We start from the raw sequence: 22,215 nt of genomic DNA on the forward strand, positions 1-22,215 counted from the left end.
CAGCCGAGGTCTCGTGATGACAACCCCCTTGTTGATTCTGTGCATCTCGTTTGCACTCTTGCTGCTGCTGGGCGTGCCCGTGGCGTTCTCGATTGGCCTGTCGGCGCTGGCCACGCTGGCCTATGAAGGCCTGCCGCTGGAAGTCGGCTTTCAGCAGATGACGGCGGGCATGAGCGTTTTTTCCTTCCTCGCCATTCCCTTCTTCATTTTTGCCGGTGAGCTGATGCTGTACGGTGGCATTGCAGACCGGATCGTCAACTTTGCCCGGGCGCTGATCGGCCATGTGCGCGGAGGCCTGGGCATGTCGAACGTGGTGGCCTGCACCTTGTTTGGCGGCGTCTCCGGCTCGCCGGTGGCCGATGTCTCGGCCATGGGTGCGGTGATGATTCCGATGATGAAGAAGGAGGGCTACCACGCCGACTACGCGGTGAACGTGACCACGCACGCCGCTCTGGTGGGCGCACTCATGCCCACCAGCCACAACATCATCATCTATGCGCTGGCTGCGAGCGGCAAGGTGTCGATTGCGGCACTGATCCTGGCGGCCATCCTGCCTGCCGTGATTCTGACGCTGTCCAATCTGGCCGCGGCCTACTGGGTGGCGCGCAAGCGCGGTTACCCTGCGGGAACCTTTCCTGGCTGGCACATCGTGGCGCGCAGCTTTGCGGCGGCGCTGCCGGGTCTCTTGGTGGTGGTGCTGATCCTGGGCGGCATTCTGTCCGGTGTGTTTACCGCCACGGAATCGGCCGTGGTGGCGGTGCTGTATGCGCTGGCGCTGACGGTGCTGGTGTACCGCTCCATCAAGTGGGAACATTTTGTCAAGGCGGCCTCCAAGGCGGTGCGCAACACCGGCATCATTCTGCTGCTGATCGGCATCTCCAGCACCTTCGGCTACCTGATCAGCCTGTATGGCGTGGCCGAGCTGACGGGCCAGTTGCTCTCCGAAGTCACTACCACGCCGTGGATGATCTTTCTGCTGATCAACGTCATCCTGTTCGTGCTGGGCACCTTTTTGGACATGGCGGCCACCATCTTGCTGTGCACGCCGATCTTCCTGCCGATTGCGCAGCACTACGGCATGAGTTCGGTGCAGTTCGGCATCGTGCTGCTCATCAACTGTGCGCTGGGCCTGAACACGCCACCCGTGGGCACCACGCAGTTCGTTGGCTGCGCCATTGGCGGGGTCTCGGTCGGCACGGTGATGCGCACCATCTGGCCTTTCTATGGCGCGCTGATCTTTGCGCTGGCGCTGGTCACCTTCGTGCCTGCATTCACCACCTGGCTGCCCGGCCTGTTCATGACCGTGAAGTGAGGGCGCTGCGATGACGACCCAACCGCTCTACATCCGCATGCACCCGTCAGACAACGTGGCCATTGTCGCCAACGATGGCGGTTTGCCCGCGGGCACCGTTTTTGCCGATGGGCTGACGCTCGTGGACAAGGTACCGCAAGGCCACAAGGTGGCGCTGGCCGATCTGGCAGAAGGCGATGCCGTACGCCGCTACAACGTGGTCATCGGCTACGCCAGCCGCGCCTTGCCGCGCGGCAGCTGGGTTAACGAGCAGACCCTGCGCATGCCCACCGCGCCCAAGCTGCATGGTCTGCCCATGGCCACGGTGAAACCGCCTGCGCAGCCGCCCCTTGAAGGCCATACCTTTGAAGGCTATGTGAATGCCGACGGCTCAGTGGGGACGCGCAATATTCTGGCGATCACCACCACGGTGCAATGCGTGTCGGGCGTGGTGGATGTGGCGGTGGCGCGCATCCGAAAGGAGCTGCTGCCCCTCTATCCGCACGTCGATGATGTGGTGGGCCTGGAGCACACCTACGGCTGCGGCGTGGCGATTGATGCGCCCGATGCCGTGATCCCGATCCGTACCCTGCGCAACATCAGCCACAACCCCAATTTTGGTGGCGAGGTGATGGTGGTGAGCCTGGGTTGCGAAAAGCTGCAGCCCGAGCGCCTGCTGCCGCTCGAAGCGCCGCTGTTGCCTTTGAAGCGCGATGCTGCTGCACCACCAGCGCCCGCCGCCAACCTGGATGTGGTGTGCCTGCAGGCCGAAGAGCACGTGGGCTTCATGAGCATGATTGACTCCATCGTGCGCCAGGCGGATGTGCATCTGCGAAAGCTGAACCAGCGCCGCCGCCAGACCGTGCCCGCGAGCGCGCTGGTGGTGGGCGTGCAGTGTGGCGGCAGTGATGCGTTCAGCGGCGTCACGGCCAATCCGGCGGTGGGCTTTGCCACCGATCTGCTGGTGCGTGCTGGCGCGAGCGTGATGTTTTCGGAAGTGACCGAGGTGCGCGACGGCATTGACCAGCTGACTTCGCGCGCCCGCACGCCAGAGGTGGCACAGGCGATGGTGGAGCAGATGGCCTGGTACGACGCCTACCTGGCGCGTGGCAGTGCCGACCGCAGCGCCAATACCACGCCCGGCAACAAGAAGGGTGGCCTGTCCAACATCGTGGAAAAGGCCATGGGCTCCATCATCAAATCAGGTTCGGCACCCATCGACGGTGTGCTGGCGCCCGGTGAGAAACTGCAGCAAAAGGGCCTGATCTATGCGGCCACGCCCGCGTCCGACTTCATCTGCGGCACCCTGCAACTGGCAGCAGGCATGAACCTGCACATCTTCACCACGGGTCGTGGCACGCCATACGGCCTGGCGGAGTGCCCGGTCATCAAGGTGGCCACGCGCAGCGATCTGGCGCGCCGCTGGCACGACCTGATGGATGTGAATGCGGGCCGCATCGCCGATGGCGAGGCTAGCATTGAAGACCTGGGCTGGGAACTGTTTCACCTGATGCTGGATGTGGCCAGCGGCAGGAAAAAAACCTGGGCTGAGCACTGGAAGCTGCACAACGCGCTGGTGCTGTTCAACCCGGCGCCGGTGACCTGAGCGCACATTTTGAAGAGCCATTCCAACCCGCAGCAAGACGGGTGCATCCCCCCTTTTGAACCACCCGATTGGAGACAGACATGCAACGCCGTCAACTGTTGAAAGCCGCTGCCGTACCCCTGGCGCTGGCCTGCCTGCCCGCTGCTGTGCGCGCGCAGGGCAACTGGCCCAAGGGCAAGCCTATTACCTACATGGTGCCGTTTGCCACCGGCGGCACCACCGATACGCTGGGCCGCCTGATTGCGCAGCAACTGGGCCCGGCGCTGGGCACCACGGTGGTGATCGAGAACAAGGGCGGTGCGGGCGGCAGCGTGGGCTCGGAGCTCGCAGCGCGCGCCCAGCCCGATGGGTTCACTATTTTGGGCGGCACCATCAGCTCGCACGCCATCAACATCAGCCTTTACCCCAAGCTGGGGTATGACCCGGTCAAATCATTCACTCCCGTCACCTTGATCGGCACCAATCCGCTGGTGCTGGTGGTGGCTGCCAACAGTCCCTACAAAAACCTGAAGGATGTGCTGGAGGCATCGAAGAAAAGGCAGGGTGGCCTGTCTTCCGCATCGGCAGGTACCGGCACTTCGCAGCATCTGGCGCTGGAGATGCTGGGCTGGAAATCGGGCGTCAAGTTCACCCATGTGCCATACAAAGGCAGCGGCCCGGCCATTCAGGATGTGATGGGCGGGCAGGTGGACATGATGTTCGACACCACGGTGGTAGCCGCGCCGCATATCCAAAGCGGGAAGCTGCGTGCGCTGGCAGTCACCTCCAGGCAGCGGCTCGATGCGCTCAAGGACGTGCCCACGGTGGCGGAGTCGGGCATCAACGGTCTGGGTGATTTCGAGGTGACTTCGTGGCAGGCGATTTTTGCGCCGACCGGCACACCAGATGCCATCGTGCAGCGGCTGCATCAGGAGATTGCCAGGATCATCGCCACGCCCGACATGCAGGCACGGCTCAAATCCATGGGCATGGATGCCTCGACGATGAGTACCACGCAGGTGGCAGATTTTCAGAAGGCGGAAGTTGCCAAGTGGGCAGCAGTGATCAAGGAGGCGAATGTGAAAGTGGACGGCTGATCCACTTGTCCATGCATTCGCCCGCTTGGCGCGGCTTTCGCGCCGCCCGATCTGGTGCGGGCGCTGCCGGTGTCTCTATTTTTTCCACTTTGCGCGCAGTTCCGCGCAATGGTCTTTGGCAGTAAGCGCTGGCGTGTAGTGCACCGAGTCCCGGTCGGCTTGCGGGGCTTGCTCTGTATCGCCTGCCTGCCCGATGGCCACCACTGAGCGCAATCCCGGCGGCAACCAGCTCGGCACGCCAATACTGCGCAGCACATGGCCGCGCCCGGCAATCAGGATCACCGTCTTGCCTGCCCGCACCTGTTGCTGCGCCGTGCTGGCCATGCTCGCATCCTTGGCGAGCTGTATGCGTGCCATTGGCGCCAGTTGCGCATCGGGCAGCAGGCCGCAGTGGCCGTCGCGGATGGCGTCCAGCTGGCGCTGCCAGCCAGGCTGGGGCAAATGGGTGTCCCATTGCGGCTGTCGCATCACTTCGCGCATCTTCGCGCGCGGCAGATTGCCGCCCAACACCGGCACACCGGCCTGCACAGCGGTCATCACCGCGGGGCCATAGCTCTTCCATGGCCAGCCTGCATCGTTCCAGGCCAGGGCGCTCTGCACTTCTGCGTCGCTCGCCGATGCGGGCAGGCCCTGCGTGCTGTTGCCTGCATCGGCCATCTCCAGCACCAATGCGGCCAGACGGCCTTGCGCAGCCCATTGCGCCACGGTATCGCGCTGCCATTGCTGGTGTTCCGGGGCATCGTGCTGTTCGCCAAGCAACAGCACATCTGGCGGGTGTTGCAGCAGCAATTGGCGCTTCCAGTCCCCCAGCGGAGTGGCGGGAGGCGACGCGCTGCTGGCGCAGCCGGCCAGCATGAAAACGAAAACGAGCGAGCTGGCGGCCAGGAGGCCGGACGGGAGTGTCTTGGTTTTCCACATGGTGCGCATGCTAGCGGCGCGGGCATGCACTTTCAATGCATCGGCCTATTGGGCGGGTGTTTCAGCGCAAGAAAATCCATGGCTGTGCTGGCAAACCATGTCCGCGAGAGGTACGTGGATTCAATAATTTATTTAGAATGCGAATTATTCTCATTAATATTTATAAAATCAATGGCTTCTACATTTTCGATTGCCAGCCGCAAGCGGCTGGCAGTGCATTCTGCGGCCACGCTGGTTGCGCTGTCCTCGGGTTCGGCTGCGATAGCGCAGGAGCCGCCCGCTGCAACACCTGCCGAGGCCACGTTGCCAACGGTGCGGGTCAATGCCTCCACAGAAGCCGAGACGGCGACGTCGTCCGTGATCGGCTACCGGGCGCGAAATGCTGCCACCGCCACCAAGACCGACACGCCACTGGCCGAGACTCCGCAGTCCGTGACGGTGGTGACGCGCGACCAGATGCTCGACCAGGGCGCCACCAACCTGCAGGATGCGCTGACCTACGCAGCGGGCGTGCGCTCCGACGCCTATGGCATCGACTCGCGCGCCGACAGCTTTCTGATTCGGGGCAGCGAGCCGTCGCTGTACCTGGATGGCCTGCAGATGTATTCATCCGGCTGGTACACGGCCACCGCGCGACCTGATCCATATACGCTGGAGCGGGTGGAGGTGTTGCGCGGGCCGGCGGGCATGCTGTTTGGTGCAGGCACGGCGGCGGGCGTGGTCAACATGGTGAGCAAGCGCCCGCAGGCAGAGGCTGCGCGCGAGGTGGGCGTGCAATTTGGCTCATTCGGCCGCAAGCAGATTCAGGCGGATCTGACCGGCCCGCTCAGCGCTGATGGCGCCTGGTCGTACCGCCTGGTTGCACTGCAGCGCAAGGCCGATACGCAGGTGGACTATGTACCCGACGACCGCTCGCTGCTGGCGCCTTCGCTCACTTGGCGGCCAAGCGCTGCCACGTCGCTCACGTTGCAGGGCCTGTGGCAGAAGGACAAGACCGGCAGTACCTCGCAGTTCCTGCCCTGGCAGGGCACCTTCCTGCCCAACGTTAATGGCCAGTTGCCCAGCAGCCGCTTTATCGGCGAGCCCGGAGATGGTTACGACACTACGCGCAAGACCTTTGGCTGGCAGTTTGAGCACCGCTTCAACGACCAGTGGAGCTATCGCCAGAATGCGCGCACGGCGCGCACCTTCAACGATTCGCACTACCACTATGCCGACTCTTTCGCGCTGCCCGGCGGCTGGAGCCTGGACCCGGCGGGACAGCGCTTGCTGGGCCGCTACAACGACAAATCCCTGGCCTGGACTCGTATGAACGCCATCGACAACCATGTCGAGGGCCATTTTGGGACAGGTGCAGTGCAGCACACCCTGCTGGTGGGAGCCGAATACTCGCGCCAGCGCCAGGACAAGCGCGAAGGCTCCACCTACAGCACTATCGATGCCTACAACCCGGTCTACGGCGTTGGCTACGTGCCGGTGACCGAGCTGAAGGATTTGCCCCGCACCACGCAACGCAATGCGGGCATCTACGTGCAGGACCAGATGAAGTGGAACCAGTGGATTTTCGTAGCCGGGCTGCGCCATGACCGCAGTACCAGCGGCGCGGAAGGCCGTGCATCAGAGACCACCAATGCCAACAGCCGCCGCCTGGGCGTGATGTACGCGCTGCCCTCGGGCTGGTCACCGTACCTGAGCTATACCGAATCGTTCACGCCGCAGGCGGGTACCAATGCGGCAGGTAGCCTGTTCAAACCCCTGCGCGGCGAGCAGGTGGAGGCTGGTGTCAAGTACCAGCCCGAGGGCTCGGCCACCAGCTTCACCGCATCGGTCTACTCGCTCAAGGAAAAGAACCGCATCGTCTCCGACGCGACCAACCCCAACTACGGCCGCCAGGTGGACGCGACCAGGAACAAGGGGCTGGAGCTGGAGCTCAAGACCACGCTGGCCAAGTCCGTTGACCTGATCGCCAACTACAACTACACCAATGTGGATCGCAAGCTCACCGACATGCCGCGCAACCAGGCTTCGGTGTGGGGCAAGTACCGCTTTGCCATAGCCGGGGTGACGGGCTTCTCGGCAGGCGCGGGCGTGCGTTATCTGAGCGGCTTTCAGGACATCGAAGGCGCAGACCGGGGCCCCCGCATGCCTTCGGTGGCGCTCCTTGATCTGATGGTGGCCTACGATTCGGAGCACTGGCGCTATGCGCTCAACATCAACAATGCAACGGACAAAGCGTATTTCAGCACCTGCCTTGCCCGTGGTGACTGCTGGTGGGGTGCGCGGCGCAGCGTGGTGGCCAGCGCCACCTACAGGTTCTGATCCATGCAGAGCCGAACGATCAAGATCTGGGTCTGGCTGCACAAGTGGAGCAGTATTGTCTGCACCGCCTTCATGCTGCTGCTGTGCCTGACGGGCCTGCCGCTGATCTTCCACCACGAGATCGGCCACCTGCTGGGCACCGAGGTGGAGACGCCCAAGATGGCGCCCGGCACACCGCATGCCAGTCTGGACAAGGTGCTGGAAGTGGCGCGCGCCCAGCACCCGGACCGCGTGGTGCAGTTCGCCTCCAAGGATGCGGACGACGACAATCTCTGGTTCGTCACCCTGACGCCCACGCCGGAGCCTACGGACGATTTCCGCTCCGTGGCCATCGACGCGCGAACGGCCCAGGTGCTGGCGCAGCCACGCTTTGACGAAGGCTTCATGTACGTGATGTTCAAGCTGCATGTCGACCTGTTTGCAGGCCTGCCGGGCAAGCTGTTTCTGGGTTTCATGGGGCTGCTGCTCCTGGTGGCCATTGTCAGCGGCTTAGTGCTGTATGCGCCCTTCATGCGCAAGCTGGATTTCGGCACCGTGCGGCGCGACAGGCGCACACGCCTCAAGTGGCTCGATCTGCACAACCTGCTGGGCATCGTCACGCTGGTGTGGCTCTTTGTGGTGGGGGCCACGGGCATGATCAACACCTGGGCGGATCTGGTCATTAAATACTGGCAGTACGACCAGCTCAGCGCACTCATGGTGCCCTACCAGGGCCAGCCCACCGTGCCGGTGGCCGAGCGCGGCTCTGTGCAGCGCTCGATGGAAGTGGCGCAGGCCCAGGCACCGCAGACCAAGCTCTCCTTTGTCGCCTTCCCCGGCACGACCTTCTCCAGCCCGCACCACACCACCTTCTTCTTTAAAGGCAATGAACCGTTCACATCCAAGCTGCTGCAGCCGGTGCTGGTGGATGCCAAGACGGCTGAAGTGACGGCAGCGCCCAAACTGCCCTGGTACCTGACAGCGCTGCTGGTGTCTCAGCCGCTGCATTTTGGCGACTATGGCGGCATGCCCATGCAGATCCTCTGGGCGCTGCTCGACATCGCCACCATCATCGTGCTGGGCAGCGGTCTGTACCTGTGGCTCAGAAAGGGCAACACCGCCCCCGAGCGCAAGCCAGAGGCCGCCACCGGGGCGGATGAAGCACCGCCTGCCCTGGCAACGCTGAAAAAGCCGCTGGAGACCGCACCATGAAGCCGCGCCACCCCTTTTGGGCGCTGTGGGGCTGGCCCCTCGCCATGGGCCTGCTCACCTGCGCTGGCCTCGTGTCGGCACTGTTCAGCGACGGTGGCCTTGGCGACATGCTGGCTTGGCTGACGCTGGGCATTCCGGCGGCTGCATGTATCTGGTTTGGCTGGCTGCGGCGCAGTTGAATCAGTTCCAATGATTTGAGCAGTCAGTTGTAAAAAGAAAAGCACCTTAACGGTGCTTTTCAATGGATGCATGACGCATGTTGCGCCAGTGTGCGAGACAATCGATGTCAATCCTTGCCATATAACGGCGAACGCGGGCCGTAAAGCACTCCGTTGGGGTGTCCTGCTGCCAGCAATCTGGAAGTCGCGATCCCGGCTACGCCGTGGGATGCATCGGTCGTACTATTGATCACCTGCTTGAGAAGCGCGGTGATCAACATCCCAGCCAGGCCTCCGCCACTGTTTCCGCCTTCCTCGCTGGAGGCGCTGGCTTGACCCTTCCAGAGTTCCTGGCCATTTTTGAGATCGATCAACTGTGCCTGCACTTGCACCACTGCTGCACTGCTAATGATCATATAGCTGGTGCCATAACGATTAACTTTGATATACAGCGCGGCATCTGCGCCAAATATTTCCCGCAGCTTGGTATATGGCACCTCATGGATGTCGCTGGGTACACTCATCCCGTTCTGACGAAATGTTTCAGCCACCAGAGTGACCGGCATTACATAGTAGCCAGCTTCAGCCAGCGGGTAGGTGGCATGCGATAGCACACTGGGTGTCGCATTGACGTCCGGCGCATCGTTAAGTGGCGGTAGCACGAGGATCGATGTCGGCTTTGCGGCCTGAAATGCCGTCCGGTCAATTTTGGGTGCCGTGGTACAGGCAGCCAGTTGCGCAAACAAAGCAAATGTTGCAGTCCATGCTGCGATTCGGGCGATATGTCTCAACACGATGTCAGCTTCCGTTTTTCTTCATGTTATTCATGAGATAGTCGATGTATTGGGTGGATTCTGGAAAAAGATCCTTTTCTCTATTCCAAGCGGCAATGGCTTTATCGCTGTGCCCTGTGTTGAGATACAGCAGACCCAGGTGTGCGTAATAGCCAGGGGGCAACTTTGCGTTTTGCGCTGATGCCTGTTCAATGCCTTTTTCCAAGGCGAGGACTTGTCCATCAGCGGATCCGCCGCCTTCTTTGAGATATTGGTATACCTGAGGCGAATAGTCGTTCCAGGCATACAGCGATTTTTGTGTTGCGCATCCGGTCAGGGCAAAAATGGCCAAAAGCAGGGCCAGCCGGGTGGTGCGGGTGAAGGAAGCCATCGATTGCATGTGGCTTACCTCGATGGTGTAATTGCAGCAGGCTTGAGCAGGCCGGCGTCAATGGCTTCGCCCAGGCGATCCACGGCTTCCCGAATGGCAAGGTCGAGCACCTTTCCGTTCAAGGTTGAGTCATAGCTCGCGGTACCGCCGAAGCCAATGATTTCGCGGTTGGATAGTTGGTACTCTCCGGCGCCCTGCACTGAGTGCACGACTTCAGACGTACGAATACTGACTACGTTCAGCGTGACTTTGGCGTAGGCCTCCTGTGTCTTGCCCCGTCCCAGAACGCCGAAGAGCTGTTTATCACCCACTTCCTTGCGGCCAAACTCTGTCACATCGCCGGTGATCACATAATCTGCCCCCTTGAGCTGCTGCGCAGCTCCCTGAAGACTGGCTTCCTGTTTGATTTCAGCCATGTTGTCGCGATCGAGCACATTAAAGCGATTGCTTTGTTGCAAGTGGCTAATTAACACTGTCTTGGCCTGTCCTCCAAGACGGTCAACACTATCGGAAAAAGCTCCACGCAGGTAGCTGGAACGATTATTGAATTGACCCACTGCAATGGGACTGCGGGGCCCCTGATAGGTACGTACTGCAGCTTGTGTTTTTGCAACTGCAATAGGCTGGTTTGATTCAGTGGCACAGCCAGCCAGAAGCAATGTGCCGCCGACCAGCGCAAGCATGGCCGAGTAGAAATGAGCTTTCATATAGTTTTTAGATATGTAAATGCGAAAACCGATTAAGTATCAATAACAAACCTTACTGCTGGCTTACGCTCATGGGTACCCATCTGGTGAGTTATTTTTTATTGACTTAACGCATAAAAAAACGGCGCCCAAGGCGCCGTTTCTGAGGTGGTGATCTGTTTTCCTGTGAGTGGCTTGATCAATGAAGACCAGCCTTCACCTTCAGGCGCCATGCATGCAGCAGCGGCTCGGTGTAGCCTGAGGGCTGTTCCTTGCCCTTGAACACCAGATCCAGCGCGGCCTGGAAGGCTGCGCCCTGTGGGTTGGCGGCGAGGCTCTTGTAGGCGGCGTCGCCTGCGTTCTGCTCGTCCACCACCTTGGCCATGCGGGCAAAGCTGTCACGTACCATGGCCTCGGTCACCACGCCGTGCTGCAGCCAGTTGGCGATGTGCTGGCTGGAGATGCGCAGCGTGGCGCGGTCTTCCATCAGGCCCACGTTGTGGATGTCGGGCACCTTGGAGCAGCCCACGCCCTGGTCTACCCATCGCACCACATAGCCCAGGATGCCCTGCACGTTGTTGTCCACTTCCTGCTGCTTCTCGGCATCGCTCCAGCTGGGGTTGCTGGAGACAGGCACCTGCAGGATGGCGCCCAGCAGGTTGTCGCGCTCGCCGTCGGCGTTGGTCTTTTCCAGCTCTTTCTGCACGTCGGCCACATTGACCTGGTGGTAGTGCAGCGCGTGCAGCGTGGCACCGGTGGGTGAGGGCACCCAGGCGGTGTTGGCGCCGGCCTTGGGCTGGGCGATCTTCTGCTCCAGCATGGCCTTCATCAGATCGGGCATGGCCCACATGCCCTTGCCGATCTGGGCGCGGCCACGCAGGCCCAGGCCCAGGCCCACCAGCACGTTGTTCTTTTCATACGCAGGCAGCCAGGCGCTGGCCTTCATGTCGGCCTTGCGCACCATGGGGCCTGCGTACATGGCGGTGTGCATTTCGTCGCCAGTGCGGTCCAGGAAGCCAGTGTTGATGAAGGCGACGCGCGCAGGAGCTGCGGCAATGGCGGCCTTCAGGTTCACCGTGGTGCGGCGCTCTTCGTCCATGATGCCGAGCTTGACGGTGTTCTCGGGCAGGCCGAGCAGTTTTTCAACGCGGCCGAACAGTTCGTTGGCAAAGCCGGCTTCGGCAGGGCCATGCATCTTGGGCTTGACGATGTAGACAGAGCCGGTGCGGCTGTTCTTGATGCCATTGGCGCCATTGCCCTTGAGGTCATGAATGGCGATGGCGGTGGTCACCACGGCGTCCATGATGCCTTCGGGGATTTCCTTCTTGTCTGTGCCCCACAGGATGGCGGGGTTGGTCATCAGATGGCCCACATTGCGCACGAACATCAGCGAGCGGCCATGGAGCTTGACGGGCTTGCCGTCGGCACCGGTGTACTCGCGGTCGGCGTTGAGGCCTCGGGTCATCTGCTTGCCGCCTTTGTCGAAGGTTTCGGTCAGCGTGCCCTTGAGGATGCCCAGCCAGTTGGCGTAGCCGTTGATCTTGTCTTCGGCATCGACGGCGGCCACGGAGTCTTCCAGGTCCAGAATGGTGGACAGGGCGGCTTCCACCACCACGTCGGAAACACCGGCCGCATCGGTCTGGCCGATGGGGGTGGATTTGTTGATGACGATGTCGATGTGGATGCCGTTGTTCTTTAGCAGTACAGACTTGGGAGCTGCGGCGTCGCCCTGGAAGCCCACGAACTTGGCTGCGTCCTTCAGGCCCGTCTTGCTGCCGTCCTTGAGCGTGATCGCCAGTTTGCCGCTTTCAACGGCGTAAGCGGTTGAATCCTTGTGCGAGCCCGATGCCAGCGGCGCGGCCTGGTCGAGGAAATCGCGTGCAAACGCGATCACCTTGGCGCCGCGAACCGGGTTGTAGCCCTTGCCCTTTTCGGCGCCGCCTTCTTCGCTGATTACGTCGGTGCCGTACAGCGCGTCGTACAGCGAGCCCCAGCGTGCATTGGCGGCGTTGAGGGCGTAGCGGGCGTTGAGGATCGGCACCACGAGCTGCGGGCCGGCCTGGATAGCCAGCTCGGCGTCCACGTTCTCGGTCGTGGCTTTTGCACCTTGGGGTTGCGGCACCAGGTAGCCAATGGTTTCCAGAAACTTGCGGTAGCCCTGCATGTCTTTGATTGGGCCGGGATTGGCCTTGTGCCAGGTGTCCAATTCGGATTGCAGGCGGTCGCGTTCAGCCAGCAGCGCAGCATTCTTGGGTGCCAGATCGGCCACGATGGCGTCGAAGCCTTGCCAGAAAGCGGCCTGGTCCACGCCGGTGCCAGGCAACACATCCTGGTTGATGAAGTTGTACAGCTCGGTGGCCACTTGCAGGCCGTGGATGGTGGTGCGATCGGTCATGTCTCTACCTCGGTCAATGTCTCTTAAGCAAACGGTACCTGTCGGCACCCTGTCAGACCACTGTATTGCATACCTGCGTAGTGATCAATCTACAAAAAAAACGTAGATACATGACTTTTAAGTACGTAATTGCATCTTCGTTGTCATAGCCCGATCCATGTCGGTGATCAGTTCTGATCATGACGACGGATAAAAAGCTCATTTTTGTGCCTTGCGGCGGCCTGTGTCGTGAATCAGACAGAGCCAGAGAGGTCAGAAAATACTGGAAAAATTGGCTTATTTATTAGATTTATTGCTATAAAAATTGAATCTTTAATGCATTGCAAGCAAAGAATGAACCGCAAAACAATGTATTTATTGATACAGATCAGAAATGATCAGATATGATCACTTTCATTGAGTCAAAGTAATTTTTCGCAGAGTTCGCTCATCCCACAGGAGAAAAAAATCATGGCAAATCTGAACGATAGCTTGAACGATCTGATGTCCCTCGACGGCGCCTTGTGTGCAGCCGTGGTGGATTACAACAGCGGCATGATGCTGGCGAGCGCTGGCTCTGGCGTCGACATGGAACTGGCCGCCGCAGGTAATACTGAAGTGGTGCGCGCCAAGATGAAGACCATGAAGGCTCTGGGCCTGAACGAGAACATTGACGACATTCTGATCACCCTGGGCAAGCAATACCACATCATTCGTCCAGCGGCCAAGCTGGCCGGCATCTTCGTGTACTACGTGCTGGACAACAAGCGTGCCAACCTGGCACTTGCTCGCCGCAAGGTCTCCGATGTGGAAGGTGCAATGACCATGTAATGGCTTGGGCATTGCCCTGTCATTCTTCAAGCGGGCCCTAGGGCCCGTTTTTATTTGTTTTATTGCTTTCAAAAACATAGCGCTCTGCGCCTGGCGTTGGCATTCACGTGGTGCGGTGCGGGCATTCCTCGCACCGCGCTGCATGTAGGGTCATAGGCTCTTGCGCACATCGTCGTAAATAACACACGCTTTGTTACGATTGCGATACGCTATGTTGCAGTGTGACAATCCGATCCGCAAGCATGTCTGGGTTTGCCAAGCTGCTATCAAATTCAGCAATCCATAGCCCCAAGGCGCCGGATTGCCGAATGCAAAACATCTTCAATGATTGATCTGGTCAGAAGTGACTTAATAAAATCACTATCACCTGAACAAGGTGACGTAACTGATCTACATCAAACAAAGTGGGGAAACCATGGCAAATCTGAACGACAGCTTGAATGATCTGATGACGATGGACGGCGCCATGTGTGCCGCCGTGGTGGATTACAACAGCGGCATGATGCTGGGCAGCATCGGTACCGGTGTGGATCTGGAGCTGGCAGCCGCCGGCAACACCGAAGTGGTGCGCGCCAAGATGAAGACGATGAAGGCCTTGGGTCTGAACGACAGTATTGAAGACATTCTGATCACCCTGGGCAAGCAATACCACTTGATCCGCCCATCGCAGCGCCTGTCGGGCATCTTCGTGTATTACGTGCTGGACAACGCCCGTGCCAACCTGGCCCTGGCTCGCCGCAAGGTGGCAGATGTGGAAAGCAAGATGACCATGTAATGGGTCGATAGCCCGGGTTGTGCCGGGTCAAAAAAAGCGAGCCTTTGGCTCGCTTTTTTGCATTGCGCGGCATCTATTTTGATAGCGAGCAGTGCAGTATGGATGGGCACTAGCTGCTATTTTCTAAAAAATTGACACAATCACGCCAGCTGTCATGCCGCCACGAGTGGCGCGCGAAACTGGTAGCCGACTTTTTGCTGTGATTGCAGCGGCACGGCCAGCGGGGTGACCTTTTCGATGCGGCGGCGCAGGCGGTAGATGGTGGCATGCAGGCTGTTGTCCGAATCAGCGGCGTTGTTGTGGCCCAGCAGGTCGCGGATCTGATCGCGGCTGACCACTTCGCCCTGGGCGCGCAGAAAGCATTCCATCAGCAGCAGGTCCGTCGGGCTCAGTTCCACGATCTGGCCGTCAGGTGCGGTGAGCACGCTGCGGCGGCTGTCGAGCTTCCAGGCGGTAGCGGTCTTGGCCGTGGTCATGATGCGACGATGCACAGCGCGGATGGCCAGTTCCACCTGCTCGAAGGTGACTGGCTTGGTCAGGTACATGTCGGCGCCTGCGTTGATGACTTCGGCAAACACCTCCGGCCCCAGGCGCCCCGAGACAATCAGCACTCCGGCCTGCGTGCGCTTGCGCAGAATGCGGATGAGCTCTGCGCCATCCACACCGGGCAGCATCAAGTCCAGCACATAGAAATCGAAGCGATAGGGCTCGATGTCGGCCAGCAGGTCGCTGCTGTCGCCATAAGCCTGTACCTTCACGCCCTGGTTGCGCAGGTGCTGGGCGAGGAATTCGCAGTATTCAGTGTCGTCGTCGACCAGGGCGAGCGTGGCAGGGAGCATGGTGTCTTTAGTAGTGGGAGATCAGTCGTCCAGACCTTGGGGCAATTCCAGCCGCATGATGGTGCCATGCGGTTCGCGCGGCAAGGCTTGCACCATGCCCTGGTGCAATTGCACCACAGAGCGCACGATGAACAAACCCAGCCCGGCACCTGCGCGGTGGCGGTGCTCTGCGCCGCGCGAGCCTTTCTCGAACAGGCGCGGCCGCAGCTCTTCGGAAATCCCTGGCCCCTGGTCGATCACCTCGATGATCAGTGCCAGCGGATCGTCCGATTCGGCAATGCGCAGCAGCACGGGCGTATCGGCGGGCGCGTAGTTGAGCGCATTGTTCAAGAGGTTGCGGATGGTCAGCCGCATGAGTGCCGGGTGCAGCTGCACCGTGCGCACATCGGCGTCCCACACCACCTGGATGCGCGGGCGGTTGTCCGCTGCAATATCGTGCAGCACCAGGTTGATGAGGGTGGGCAGGTCGGTGTCGGTAGAGGCGCCGGCCTTGCCGCCCACGGCCAAAATGGTGCCGGCTGCCAGCGTGTTGTCCAGGGTGCCGATCACCTGCTGGAGCACATGCTCGGCCCGCAGCAAGGCTTTGCTGGCGGGGGTGGCCTGTTCCAGATGCAGATCGGCAATCGCCTTCATCGTGGCCTGCATGGCCGCCGAGGCATTGTTGAGCGGCTGGCGGATCTCATGCGAGAGAAGCTGGAGCATATCGCTGTGCTCGGCCAGCATGGCGGTGCGCCAGTCCAGCAGGGTGCGCAGCTTGAGCAGCTCGCCTTTTTCTTCGGTGCGCTCCTGCTCGGTGGATGACAGCGCGGCCAGTTGCGCATGCAGCACGGTGGCCTCTGCGCGGGCGTGGTACTCGGCAGTGCAGTCCTGCATGAGCATCAGCACGCCATCGGCAGTCTTGCGGCTGGCCTTGCCCTGCCAGATATATGGCGACAGGCTGATGCGGCGCCAGGCGGTGACGCCGTGGGCATCGGTCTTGCTGGCGTCAAACTGCTGGCGCTGGCCGAGGGCTGCGGCCTGCAGCGTGTCGCGGTGGGTCTCCAGAAAGGCGGCGGGCAAGGCTTCGGTCAATAGCTGGCCTGCCACGCCGGTGCTGGGAATGCCGAACCACTCACACCACTGAGGCGTAGCCAGCCGCAGGCGCTGGTCGTGCCCCCAGTAGGCCATGGCAACCGGGCTGCTGCCAAACAGGCGCAGCAGTTGCGCGGGGGCAAACCACAGGGCATCGGCGTTGGTGTTCAGTGGGGTGCTGGAGCTGGCGGACATGGTGATTGAAAGCGAGGGCGCAACAGCGCGGCTGATAGGGCGTACAAAGTTCGCCGCGCAGGCTGGTGCGGTTTGGAGCCCCGATGATAATAGGCAGACCGGGGGCGCGTTGCCATGGTTGGCACGGCCCGGGCCAATCTTGCTATGGATCGTCTCAAGCAGCTCGAATCATTTGTCGCCATTGCTACGCGTGGCAGCCTCACGGCTGCCGCCAAGGCCGAGGGCGTGGCACCCGCCATCATGGGCCGTCGTCTCGATGCGCTGGAGGAGCGCCTGGGCGTCAAGCTGCTGGTGCGCACCACGCGCAAGCTCACTCTCACGCATGAAGGCATCGCCTTTCTCGAAGACTGCCAGCGCCTGCTTACCGATCTGGCCAATGTCGAGGCCAGCGTGAGCGCCGGCGGCGTCAAGGCCACCGGGCATTTGCGCGTCACTGCCCCGGCGGGTTTTGGCCGTCGCCATGTGGCGCCGCTCTTGCCGCTCTACCATGCCCGTCATCCGGAGGTCACCGCCTCGCTCAACCTGAGCGACCGCCTGGTGGATCTGGCTGGCGAGGGCTATGACTGCGCGATCCGCGTCGGCGACCTGCCCGATTCATCGCTTGTGAGCGTGCGCGTGGCCGACAACCGGCGCCTATGCGTGGCCACGCCCGAGTACCTGCGCCGCCGTGGCACGCCCCGCCACCCGAGCGATCTGGCCCAGCACGACTGTCTCACGCTGTCGAGTGAGGCCTCGCAGACCCGGGGCTGGGCATTTCGCATGCCAGCCGATGGCGGAACGGGCGAAGTGGTGCATTTCAAGCCGGGCGGGCCGCTGGATTGCTCCGACGGCCAGGTGCTGCACGACTGGTGCCTGCAGGGCTGGGGCATTGCATGGCGCAGCACCTGGGAGGTGGAGGCCGAAATTGCCGCAGGCCGCCTGGTGCCGGTGCTGGAGGAGTTTGCCGCGCCGCCCAACGGTATCTACGTGGTGTTTCAGCAGCGCAAGCACCTGGCACTGCGCGTGCGCCTGTGGATCGATTTCGTCAAGCACCACTACGAGCAAGCCGATTTCTGGAAAAACGGAGTATCACGATGACTTTGGAAGCTTTTCTGGCCTGTATTCACCTGCTGGCCTTGCTCACGATGGTGGTTTTTCTCTCCAGCGAGGCGGCGCTGTGCCGTACCGAGTGGATGAACGCAGCCGTCGTGCAACGCCTGGCGCGGCTGGACATGATCTTTGGCATTGCCGCTGTTGCCGTGCTGGCCACCGGCCTGATGCGCGTGTTTCTCGGCGCCAAGGGCGCGAGCTGGTATGTATCGCAGCCGCTGTTCCATTTGAAGATGGCCTTGTTCATCACCGGGGCTCTGCTCTCCTTCAAGCCGACAGTCGTGTTTCGGCGCTGGTTACGCCAATTGCGCGACAATGGCAGCTTGCCTGCGGCAGCCGAGGTGCAGTCCACCCGCAAGTGGATCATGTGGCAGGCCCACCTGATTGCCGTGATCGCCGCAGTGGCCGTGTTTTATGCCCGGGGTTGGTAGCCCAGCTGGCTGCCAGCTTCCCAAGAATATCTAAATATGTTGCAAGTCAAAAAGGATTTGCTCGCAGCCCTGGCTGGCGAGCTGGATAAATTGTCGCCCGGCGCGGGTGAGCGCGCCGCGTTCGAGACGCCCAAGGTGGCCGCTCATGGCGACTATGCCGTGACCGCTGCCATGCAGCTGGCCAAGCCGCTCAAGGCCAACCCGCGCGCGCTGGGCGAGCAATTGAAGGCAGCGCTGGAGGCTACGGCGCCCTTCCAGCAATGGGTGGACGCGGTGGAAATCGCTGGCCCCGGCTTCTTGAACCTGCGCCTCAAGCCCGCTGCCAAGCAGCAGATCGTGCGCGAAGTGCTCGCGCAGGGCGACCGCTTCGGCTACCAGGCAGACCGTGGCCAGAACGTACTCGTCGAGTTCGTCTCGGCCAACCCCACCGGGCCGCTGCACGTAGGCCATGGCCGCCAGGCCGCCATTGGTGATGCCATCAGCAACCTGTATTCCACCCAGGGCTGGAAGGTGCACCGCGAGTTCTATTACAACGACGCTGGTGTGCAGATCGACACGCTCACCAAGAGCACACAGCTGCGCGCCAAGGGCTTCAAGCCCGGCGACGAGTGCTGGCCGACCGATGCCGAGAACCCACTGGCCAAGAATTTCTACAACGGTGACTACATTGCCGACATCGCCCAGGCTTTCCTGAACAAGGAAACCGTCAAGGCCGACGACCGTGAATTCACCGCGAATGGCGATGTTGAGGATTACGACAACATCCGCAACTTCGCCGTGGCCTATCTGCGCAACGAGCAGGACAAGGACCTGCAGGCCTTCAACCTCAAGTTCGACGAGTACTACCTGGAGTCGAGCCTGTACACCAATGGCTATGTGGAAGACACCGTCAAACGCCTGATCGACAGTGGTTACACCTATGAGCAGGACGGGGCGCTGTGGCTCAAGTCCACCGAGTTCGGTGACGACAAGGACCGCGTCATGCGCAAGTCCGACGGCCACTACACCTATTTTCTGCCCGATGTGGCCTACCACATCCAGAAGTTCAAGCGTGGCTACGGCAAGGTGGTGAACATCCAGGGCACCGACCACCATGGCACCATCGCCCGCGTGCGCGCTGGCCTTCAGGCTGCCAACGTCGGCATTCCGCAGGGCTATCCCGATTACGTGCTGCATACCATGGTGCGCGTGGTGCGCAATGGTGAAGAAGTCAAGATCAGCAAGCGCGCAGGCAGCTACGTCACCCTGCGCGACCTGATCGAGTGGACCAGCAAGGACGCCGTGCGATTCTTCCTGCTCTCGCGCAAGCCCGATACCGAATACACCTTCGATGTCGACCTGGCTGTGGCCCAGAACAACGACAACCCCGTGTACTACGTGCAGTACGCCCATGCGCGCATCTGCTCGGTGCTGCGCGCCTGGCAGGAATCTGGTGCGGTGGTTGCGGCATTGAAGGATGTGGATCTGTCGGCCCTGCAGGGCCCGCAGGCACAGGCGCTGATGCAGCTGCTCGCCAAGTACCCGGAGATGCTGATTGCCGCCGCTGACGGTAATGCGCCACACGATGTTACGTTCTACCTGCGTGATCTGGCTGCCAGCTACCACAGCTACTATGATGCTGAACGCATTCTGGTGGACGACGAGCCCGTGAAGCTGGCCCGCCTGGCGCTGGTGGCTGCCACGGCGCAGGTGTTGCGCAATGGCCTCGCAGTGCTGGGCGTGGGTGCGCCAGAACGCATGTGATTTTGCGAACAAAGGTAAAAACTGCAATGCGACGACATCAACGTGGTGGAACGATTCTGGGCCTGATTCTGGGGCTGCTGATTGGCGTAGGCGCGGCCCTGGCCGTGGCCGTCTATGTGACCAACGTACCGGTGCCGTTTGTCAACAAAGGCAATGTGCGTGGCGAAGCCAAGGACAAGGCCGAAGCCGAGCGCAACCAGAACTGGGACCCCAACTCGCCGCTGTATGGCAAGAACCCGGCCAGAAACCCAGCGCCCACAGCCCCTGCCGCGCAGGGCGTGGTTGTGCCGGAGCCTCCCAAGACGGTGACGGAAAACACCAAGCCGCCTGCCGACACCAAGCCGCCCAAGCCCGAAGTGGTGCTGCCCGACAGCAAGACGACCACTGCCGATGGCAAACCTGCCGACAAGCCTGTGGACAAGCCCGCAGACAAGACCCAGGTGGCCAAGCTCGATCCCAAGGCCGGACAGACCGTCGATCCGCTGGGTGATCTGGCCAAGTCGCGCGGGGCGGATGGCTCGGATGGCTTCCAGTACTTTGTGCAGGCAGGGGCTTTCCGCACCCAGTCCGATGGCGACGCCCAGCGCGCCAAGCTGGCCATGATGGGCTGGGAAGCCCGCGTGACCGAGCGCGAAGTCAACGGTCGCACGGTCTACCGTGTGCGCGTGGGCCCCTTCAACAAGCGCGACGATGCGGATGGCCTCAAAGGTAAACTGGATGGCGCGGGTGTCGACGCACAAATTGTGCGCGTGCAGCGTTGAACTTTTTCAAACCACAGTGACTCCTACCTCGCAACCTGCTACTGGAGATAACAAAACATGAAACGTCGTGCGTTTTCCGCTACCGCTGCTTCGGCAGTGGCCGCCTCTGCCATCAGCCTGCCTTTTGCCACCGGCGCACAAGCCCAGGCCAAGTTCAAGGAAGGCAAGGACTACCTCAAGCTGGCCAAGCCTGTGAACCCCGATGCGCCAGCCGGCAAGGTCGATGTGATCGAGTTCTTCTGGTACAGCTGCCCGCATTGCAACGCATTTGAGCCCCAGTTCGAAGCCTGGGCCAAGACGGCGCCCAAGAACCTGCAGGTGCGTCGCGTGCCCGTGGCATTCAACAACACCTTCATTCCTCAGCAAAAAATTTATTACACGCTGGAAACCATGGGCCTGATCCCTGACGTGCATGTCAAGGTTTTCCGCGCCATCCACGTGGAGCGCCAGCGCCTGAACAAGGACGACGAAATCTTCGCCTGGATGGAGAAGAACGGCGTCGACATCAAGAAGTTCAAGGACATCTACAACTCGTTCTCGGTCACCAACCAGGTGCGCAAGGCAACGCAGTTGCAGGAATCCTACGGCGTGGAAGGCGTGCCAGCCATGGGCGTGGCCGGCAAGTACTACACCGACGGAACGCGCGCAGGCTCGATGACCAATGTGCTGCAGGTAGTGGAGTTCCTGGCAGCCCAGGGCTGATCCGATACCCCGTCCCTGCTGCTCTGACTCTCAGGCCCGCTGCGCTGCATGCGGGCTTTTTCTTGGCCACATCAGGCCAGGCCTGCAAGACTTGCGCTACCGCCCACAAGCACGAAGGCTGGCCCCAGCTGCGGCGGAAAATCATGGCTTGCCAGGCACTTTTTTGATGAAATTTCGACGGTTGCCGGCACCGCGGAGCGGGGGCGGTGCTCCGTCAGCCGAGGAATGTGGGCAGGCCATTTCCATGGTGCTGGCGGTTGGGCCGCCAGCATGGCTACAATGGGGAAGAGCAAGATTCATGCCTTATGAGACCTAGTATTTTTTCCACCCTGTTGATGGCGGCTGTTCTGGCGCTGCCATTGCTGTCGCACGCCGAGCGCGCCGACCGCACCAAGCCCATGAACATCGAGGCGGACAATGGTACGCACGATGAGCTCAAGCAGACCAGCGTCTTCACCGGAAATGTGGTGGTGACCAAGGGCACCATCATCATCCGTGGCGCCCAGCTGACCGTCAGTCAGGACCGCGATGGTTACCAGCATGGTGTGGTGACGGCGGCGCCCGGCAAGCTGGCGTTCTTCCGCCAGAAGCGCGACACCGCGCCCGGCGCGCCTTCCGAGTTTGTTGAAGGCGAAGGCGAAGTCATCACCTACAACGGCCGCGACGATACCGTGCACTTTGAGCGCCGGGGCGAGCTTCGCCGCTACCGTGAAACCACTTTGACCGACCAGGTCAGCGGCTCGGTCATCGTCTACAACAACCTGACCGACACCTTTACCGTGAATGGCCAGAAGGGCGAGCAGACGGCAGAAACCAAGCCCGGCGCTCCCAAGAATGGCCGCGTGCGCGTGATCCTGACGCCCAAGGCCGATGAAAAGGCTGATGCGAAGACCGAAGCGAGCAAGCCCAAGCCTGCTCCCGACGACAAGGAAAAGCTGCGCCCGAGCACCCAACTCAATGACGGAGCCAAGTGATCGTGACTGAAACTTCGTCGG

Annotated in this window: 21 protein-coding genes; 14 read left to right on the top strand and 7 right to left on the bottom strand. The window is 61.2% G+C overall.

The features are described from left to right. Positions 1-16: 16 nt before the first annotated feature. The 3 genes from HNP33_RS12055 to HNP33_RS12065 all read left to right on the top strand — a co-directional run bounded on the left by HNP33_RS12055 (position 17) and on the right by HNP33_RS12065 (position 3,973). A complete protein-coding gene (locus HNP33_RS12055) occupies positions 17-1,312 on the top strand; it encodes a TRAP transporter large permease (protein WP_184708742.1) in 1,296 nt (431 codons plus the stop codon). Between the two features lie 10 nt (positions 1,313-1,322). After that, positions 1,323-2,897 (top strand): galactarate dehydratase, encoded by a 1,575-nt coding sequence (gene garD / locus HNP33_RS12060; RefSeq protein WP_184708744.1) that lies wholly within the window; start codon positions 1,323-1,325, stop codon positions 2,895-2,897. Between the two features lie 80 nt (positions 2,898-2,977). Further along, positions 2,978-3,973, top strand: a complete 996-nt coding sequence (locus HNP33_RS12065; protein WP_184708746.1) for a Bug family tripartite tricarboxylate transporter substrate binding protein — start codon at positions 2,978-2,980, stop codon at positions 3,971-3,973. 75 nt (positions 3,974-4,048) lie between these two features. On the opposite strand, the gene HNP33_RS12070 is transcribed toward HNP33_RS12065, so the two are convergent. Next, positions 4,049-4,891 (bottom strand): ChaN family lipoprotein, encoded by an 843-nt coding sequence (locus HNP33_RS12070; RefSeq protein ID WP_233464504.1) that lies wholly within the window; start codon positions 4,889-4,891, stop codon positions 4,049-4,051. Between the two features lie 171 nt (positions 4,892-5,062). Here HNP33_RS12070 and HNP33_RS12075 point away from each other — a divergent pair, with 171 nt between their 5' ends. From HNP33_RS12075 to HNP33_RS12085, 3 genes are read left to right on the top strand one after another with little or no spacing between them, the layout of a single operon-like run. Further along, positions 5,063-7,210 carry a TonB-dependent siderophore receptor gene (locus HNP33_RS12075; RefSeq protein ID WP_184708750.1) on the top strand — a complete coding sequence of 716 codons (2,148 nt, stop codon included), beginning with the start codon at positions 5,063-5,065 and terminating at the stop codon, positions 7,208-7,210. 3 nt (positions 7,211-7,213) lie between these two features. Beyond that, positions 7,214-8,401 carry a PepSY-associated TM helix domain-containing protein gene (locus HNP33_RS12080; RefSeq protein ID WP_184708752.1) on the top strand — a complete coding sequence of 396 codons (1,188 nt, stop codon included), beginning with the start codon at positions 7,214-7,216 and terminating at the stop codon, positions 8,399-8,401. Beyond that, the gene (locus tag HNP33_RS12085) at positions 8,398-8,580 is read left to right on the top strand and encodes a hypothetical protein (protein ID WP_184708754.1); all 183 of its coding nucleotides are present in this window, start codon (positions 8,398-8,400) and stop codon (positions 8,578-8,580) included. The genes HNP33_RS12080 and HNP33_RS12085 overlap by 4 nt, the downstream gene beginning before the upstream one ends. Positions 8,581-8,687: 107 nt before the next feature. Here HNP33_RS12085 and HNP33_RS12090 read toward each other — a convergent pair whose 3' ends face one another. The 4 genes from HNP33_RS12090 to HNP33_RS12105 all read right to left on the bottom strand — a co-directional run bounded on the left by HNP33_RS12090 (position 8,688) and on the right by HNP33_RS12105 (position 12,804). After that, complete coding sequence (locus HNP33_RS12090; RefSeq protein WP_418903842.1) at positions 8,688-9,353, bottom strand: DUF799 domain-containing protein; 666 nt, start codon at positions 9,351-9,353, stop codon at positions 8,688-8,690. 4 nt (positions 9,354-9,357) lie between these two features. Beyond that, positions 9,358-9,723 (bottom strand): DUF4810 domain-containing protein, encoded by a 366-nt coding sequence (locus HNP33_RS12095; RefSeq protein ID WP_233464505.1) that lies wholly within the window; start codon positions 9,721-9,723, stop codon positions 9,358-9,360. A gap of 14 nt (positions 9,724-9,737) precedes the next feature. After that, the gene (locus HNP33_RS12100; protein WP_184708758.1) at positions 9,738-10,430 is read right to left on the bottom strand and encodes a CsgG/HfaB family protein; all 693 of its coding nucleotides are present in this window, start codon (positions 10,428-10,430) and stop codon (positions 9,738-9,740) included. Between the two features lie 178 nt (positions 10,431-10,608). Next, the gene (locus tag HNP33_RS12105) at positions 10,609-12,804 is read right to left on the bottom strand and encodes a malate synthase G (protein ID WP_184708760.1); all 2,196 of its coding nucleotides are present in this window, start codon (positions 12,802-12,804) and stop codon (positions 10,609-10,611) included. 450 nt (positions 12,805-13,254) lie between these two features. Here HNP33_RS12105 and HNP33_RS12110 point away from each other — a divergent pair, with 450 nt between their 5' ends. Then, the gene (locus tag HNP33_RS12110; RefSeq protein ID WP_184708762.1) at positions 13,255-13,614 is read left to right on the top strand and encodes a hypothetical protein; all 360 of its coding nucleotides are present in this window, start codon (positions 13,255-13,257) and stop codon (positions 13,612-13,614) included. Positions 13,615-14,029: 415 nt separating this feature from the next. Further along, positions 14,030-14,389, top strand: coding sequence for a hypothetical protein (locus HNP33_RS12115; RefSeq protein WP_184708764.1), 360 nt, complete (start codon positions 14,030-14,032; stop codon positions 14,387-14,389). A gap of 152 nt (positions 14,390-14,541) precedes the next feature. Here HNP33_RS12115 and HNP33_RS12120 read toward each other — a convergent pair whose 3' ends face one another. Together HNP33_RS12120 and HNP33_RS12125 are read right to left on the bottom strand one after the other, a co-directional pair. Further along, on the bottom strand, positions 14,542-15,228 hold the full coding sequence (locus HNP33_RS12120; protein WP_184708766.1) for a response regulator transcription factor: 687 nt from the start codon (positions 15,226-15,228) through the stop codon (positions 14,542-14,544). 21 nt (positions 15,229-15,249) lie between these two features. Beyond that, positions 15,250-16,494 (bottom strand): PAS domain-containing sensor histidine kinase, encoded by a 1,245-nt coding sequence (locus tag HNP33_RS12125; RefSeq protein ID WP_184708768.1) that lies wholly within the window; start codon positions 16,492-16,494, stop codon positions 15,250-15,252. Positions 16,495-16,638: 144 nt separating this feature from the next. On the opposite strand from HNP33_RS12125, the gene HNP33_RS12130 reads away from it, so the two are divergent. From HNP33_RS12130 to lptA, 6 genes are all read left to right on the top strand, one after another. Then, positions 16,639-17,571 (top strand): LysR family transcriptional regulator, encoded by a 933-nt coding sequence (locus HNP33_RS12130; protein WP_184708770.1) that lies wholly within the window; start codon positions 16,639-16,641, stop codon positions 17,569-17,571. Beyond that, the gene (locus HNP33_RS12135; RefSeq protein ID WP_184708772.1) at positions 17,568-18,014 is read left to right on the top strand and encodes a DUF2214 family protein; all 447 of its coding nucleotides are present in this window, start codon (positions 17,568-17,570) and stop codon (positions 18,012-18,014) included. Before HNP33_RS12130 ends, HNP33_RS12135 begins: the two co-directional genes overlap by 4 nt. Positions 18,015-18,050: 36 nt before the next feature. Beyond that, entirely contained in the window at positions 18,051-19,757 is a 1,707-nt protein-coding gene (gene argS / locus HNP33_RS12140) for an arginine--tRNA ligase (protein ID WP_184708774.1), read from the top strand. Between the two features lie 26 nt (positions 19,758-19,783). Then, a complete protein-coding gene (locus HNP33_RS12145; protein WP_184708776.1) occupies positions 19,784-20,518 on the top strand; it encodes an SPOR domain-containing protein in 735 nt (244 codons plus the stop codon). A gap of 57 nt (positions 20,519-20,575) precedes the next feature. Beyond that, entirely contained in the window at positions 20,576-21,220 is a 645-nt protein-coding gene (locus tag HNP33_RS12150; RefSeq protein WP_184708779.1) for a thiol:disulfide interchange protein DsbA/DsbL, read from the top strand. 305 nt (positions 21,221-21,525) lie between these two features. Next, positions 21,526-22,194 (top strand): lipopolysaccharide transport periplasmic protein LptA, encoded by a 669-nt coding sequence (lptA, locus tag HNP33_RS12155; protein ID WP_184708781.1) that lies wholly within the window; start codon positions 21,526-21,528, stop codon positions 22,192-22,194. The last annotated feature ends 21 nt before the right edge of the window (positions 22,195-22,215 follow it).

It is taken from the genome of Comamonas odontotermitis, assembly GCF_014207855.1.
Classification (GTDB): domain Bacteria; phylum Pseudomonadota; class Gammaproteobacteria; order Burkholderiales; family Burkholderiaceae_C; genus Comamonas; species Comamonas odontotermitis_A.

Bases quoted from the DNA above. Each gene is read 5' to 3' on its own strand.
- HNP33_RS12135 (WP_184708772.1), top strand. From the start codon at position 17,568: ATGACTTTGGAAGCTTTTCTGGCCTGTATTCACCTGCTGGCCTTGCTC.
- HNP33_RS12055 (WP_184708742.1), top strand. From the start codon at position 17: ATGACAACCCCCTTGTTGATTCTGTGCATCTCGTTTGCACTCTTGCTG.
- HNP33_RS12095 (WP_233464505.1), bottom strand. From the start codon at position 9,723: ATGGCTTCCTTCACCCGCACCACCCGGCTGGCCCTGCTTTTGGCCATT.
- HNP33_RS12110 (WP_184708762.1), top strand. From the start codon at position 13,255: ATGGCAAATCTGAACGATAGCTTGAACGATCTGATGTCCCTCGACGGC.
- HNP33_RS12150 (WP_184708779.1), top strand. From the start codon at position 20,576: ATGAAACGTCGTGCGTTTTCCGCTACCGCTGCTTCGGCAGTGGCCGCC.
- HNP33_RS12145 (WP_184708776.1), top strand. From the start codon at position 19,784: ATGCGACGACATCAACGTGGTGGAACGATTCTGGGCCTGATTCTGGGG.
- HNP33_RS12120 (WP_184708766.1), bottom strand. From the start codon at position 15,228: ATGCTCCCTGCCACGCTCGCCCTGGTCGACGACGACACTGAATACTGC.
- lptA (WP_184708781.1), top strand. From the start codon at position 21,526: ATGAGACCTAGTATTTTTTCCACCCTGTTGATGGCGGCTGTTCTGGCG.
- HNP33_RS12085 (WP_184708754.1), top strand. From the start codon at position 8,398: ATGAAGCCGCGCCACCCCTTTTGGGCGCTGTGGGGCTGGCCCCTCGCC.
- HNP33_RS12080 (WP_184708752.1), top strand. From the start codon at position 7,214: ATGCAGAGCCGAACGATCAAGATCTGGGTCTGGCTGCACAAGTGGAGC.
- HNP33_RS12070 (WP_233464504.1), bottom strand. From the start codon at position 4,891: ATGTGGAAAACCAAGACACTCCCGTCCGGCCTCCTGGCCGCCAGCTCG.
- HNP33_RS12105 (WP_184708760.1), bottom strand. From the start codon at position 12,804: ATGACCGATCGCACCACCATCCACGGCCTGCAAGTGGCCACCGAGCTG.
- garD (WP_184708744.1), top strand. From the start codon at position 1,323: ATGACGACCCAACCGCTCTACATCCGCATGCACCCGTCAGACAACGTG.
- HNP33_RS12075 (WP_184708750.1), top strand. From the start codon at position 5,063: ATGGCTTCTACATTTTCGATTGCCAGCCGCAAGCGGCTGGCAGTGCAT.
- HNP33_RS12065 (WP_184708746.1), top strand. From the start codon at position 2,978: ATGCAACGCCGTCAACTGTTGAAAGCCGCTGCCGTACCCCTGGCGCTG.
- argS (WP_184708774.1), top strand. From the start codon at position 18,051: ATGTTGCAAGTCAAAAAGGATTTGCTCGCAGCCCTGGCTGGCGAGCTG.
- HNP33_RS12115 (WP_184708764.1), top strand. From the start codon at position 14,030: ATGGCAAATCTGAACGACAGCTTGAATGATCTGATGACGATGGACGGC.
- HNP33_RS12130 (WP_184708770.1), top strand. From the start codon at position 16,639: ATGGATCGTCTCAAGCAGCTCGAATCATTTGTCGCCATTGCTACGCGT.
- HNP33_RS12100 (WP_184708758.1), bottom strand. From the start codon at position 10,430: ATGAAAGCTCATTTCTACTCGGCCATGCTTGCGCTGGTCGGCGGCACA.
- HNP33_RS12125 (WP_184708768.1), bottom strand. From the start codon at position 16,494: ATGTCCGCCAGCTCCAGCACCCCACTGAACACCAACGCCGATGCCCTG.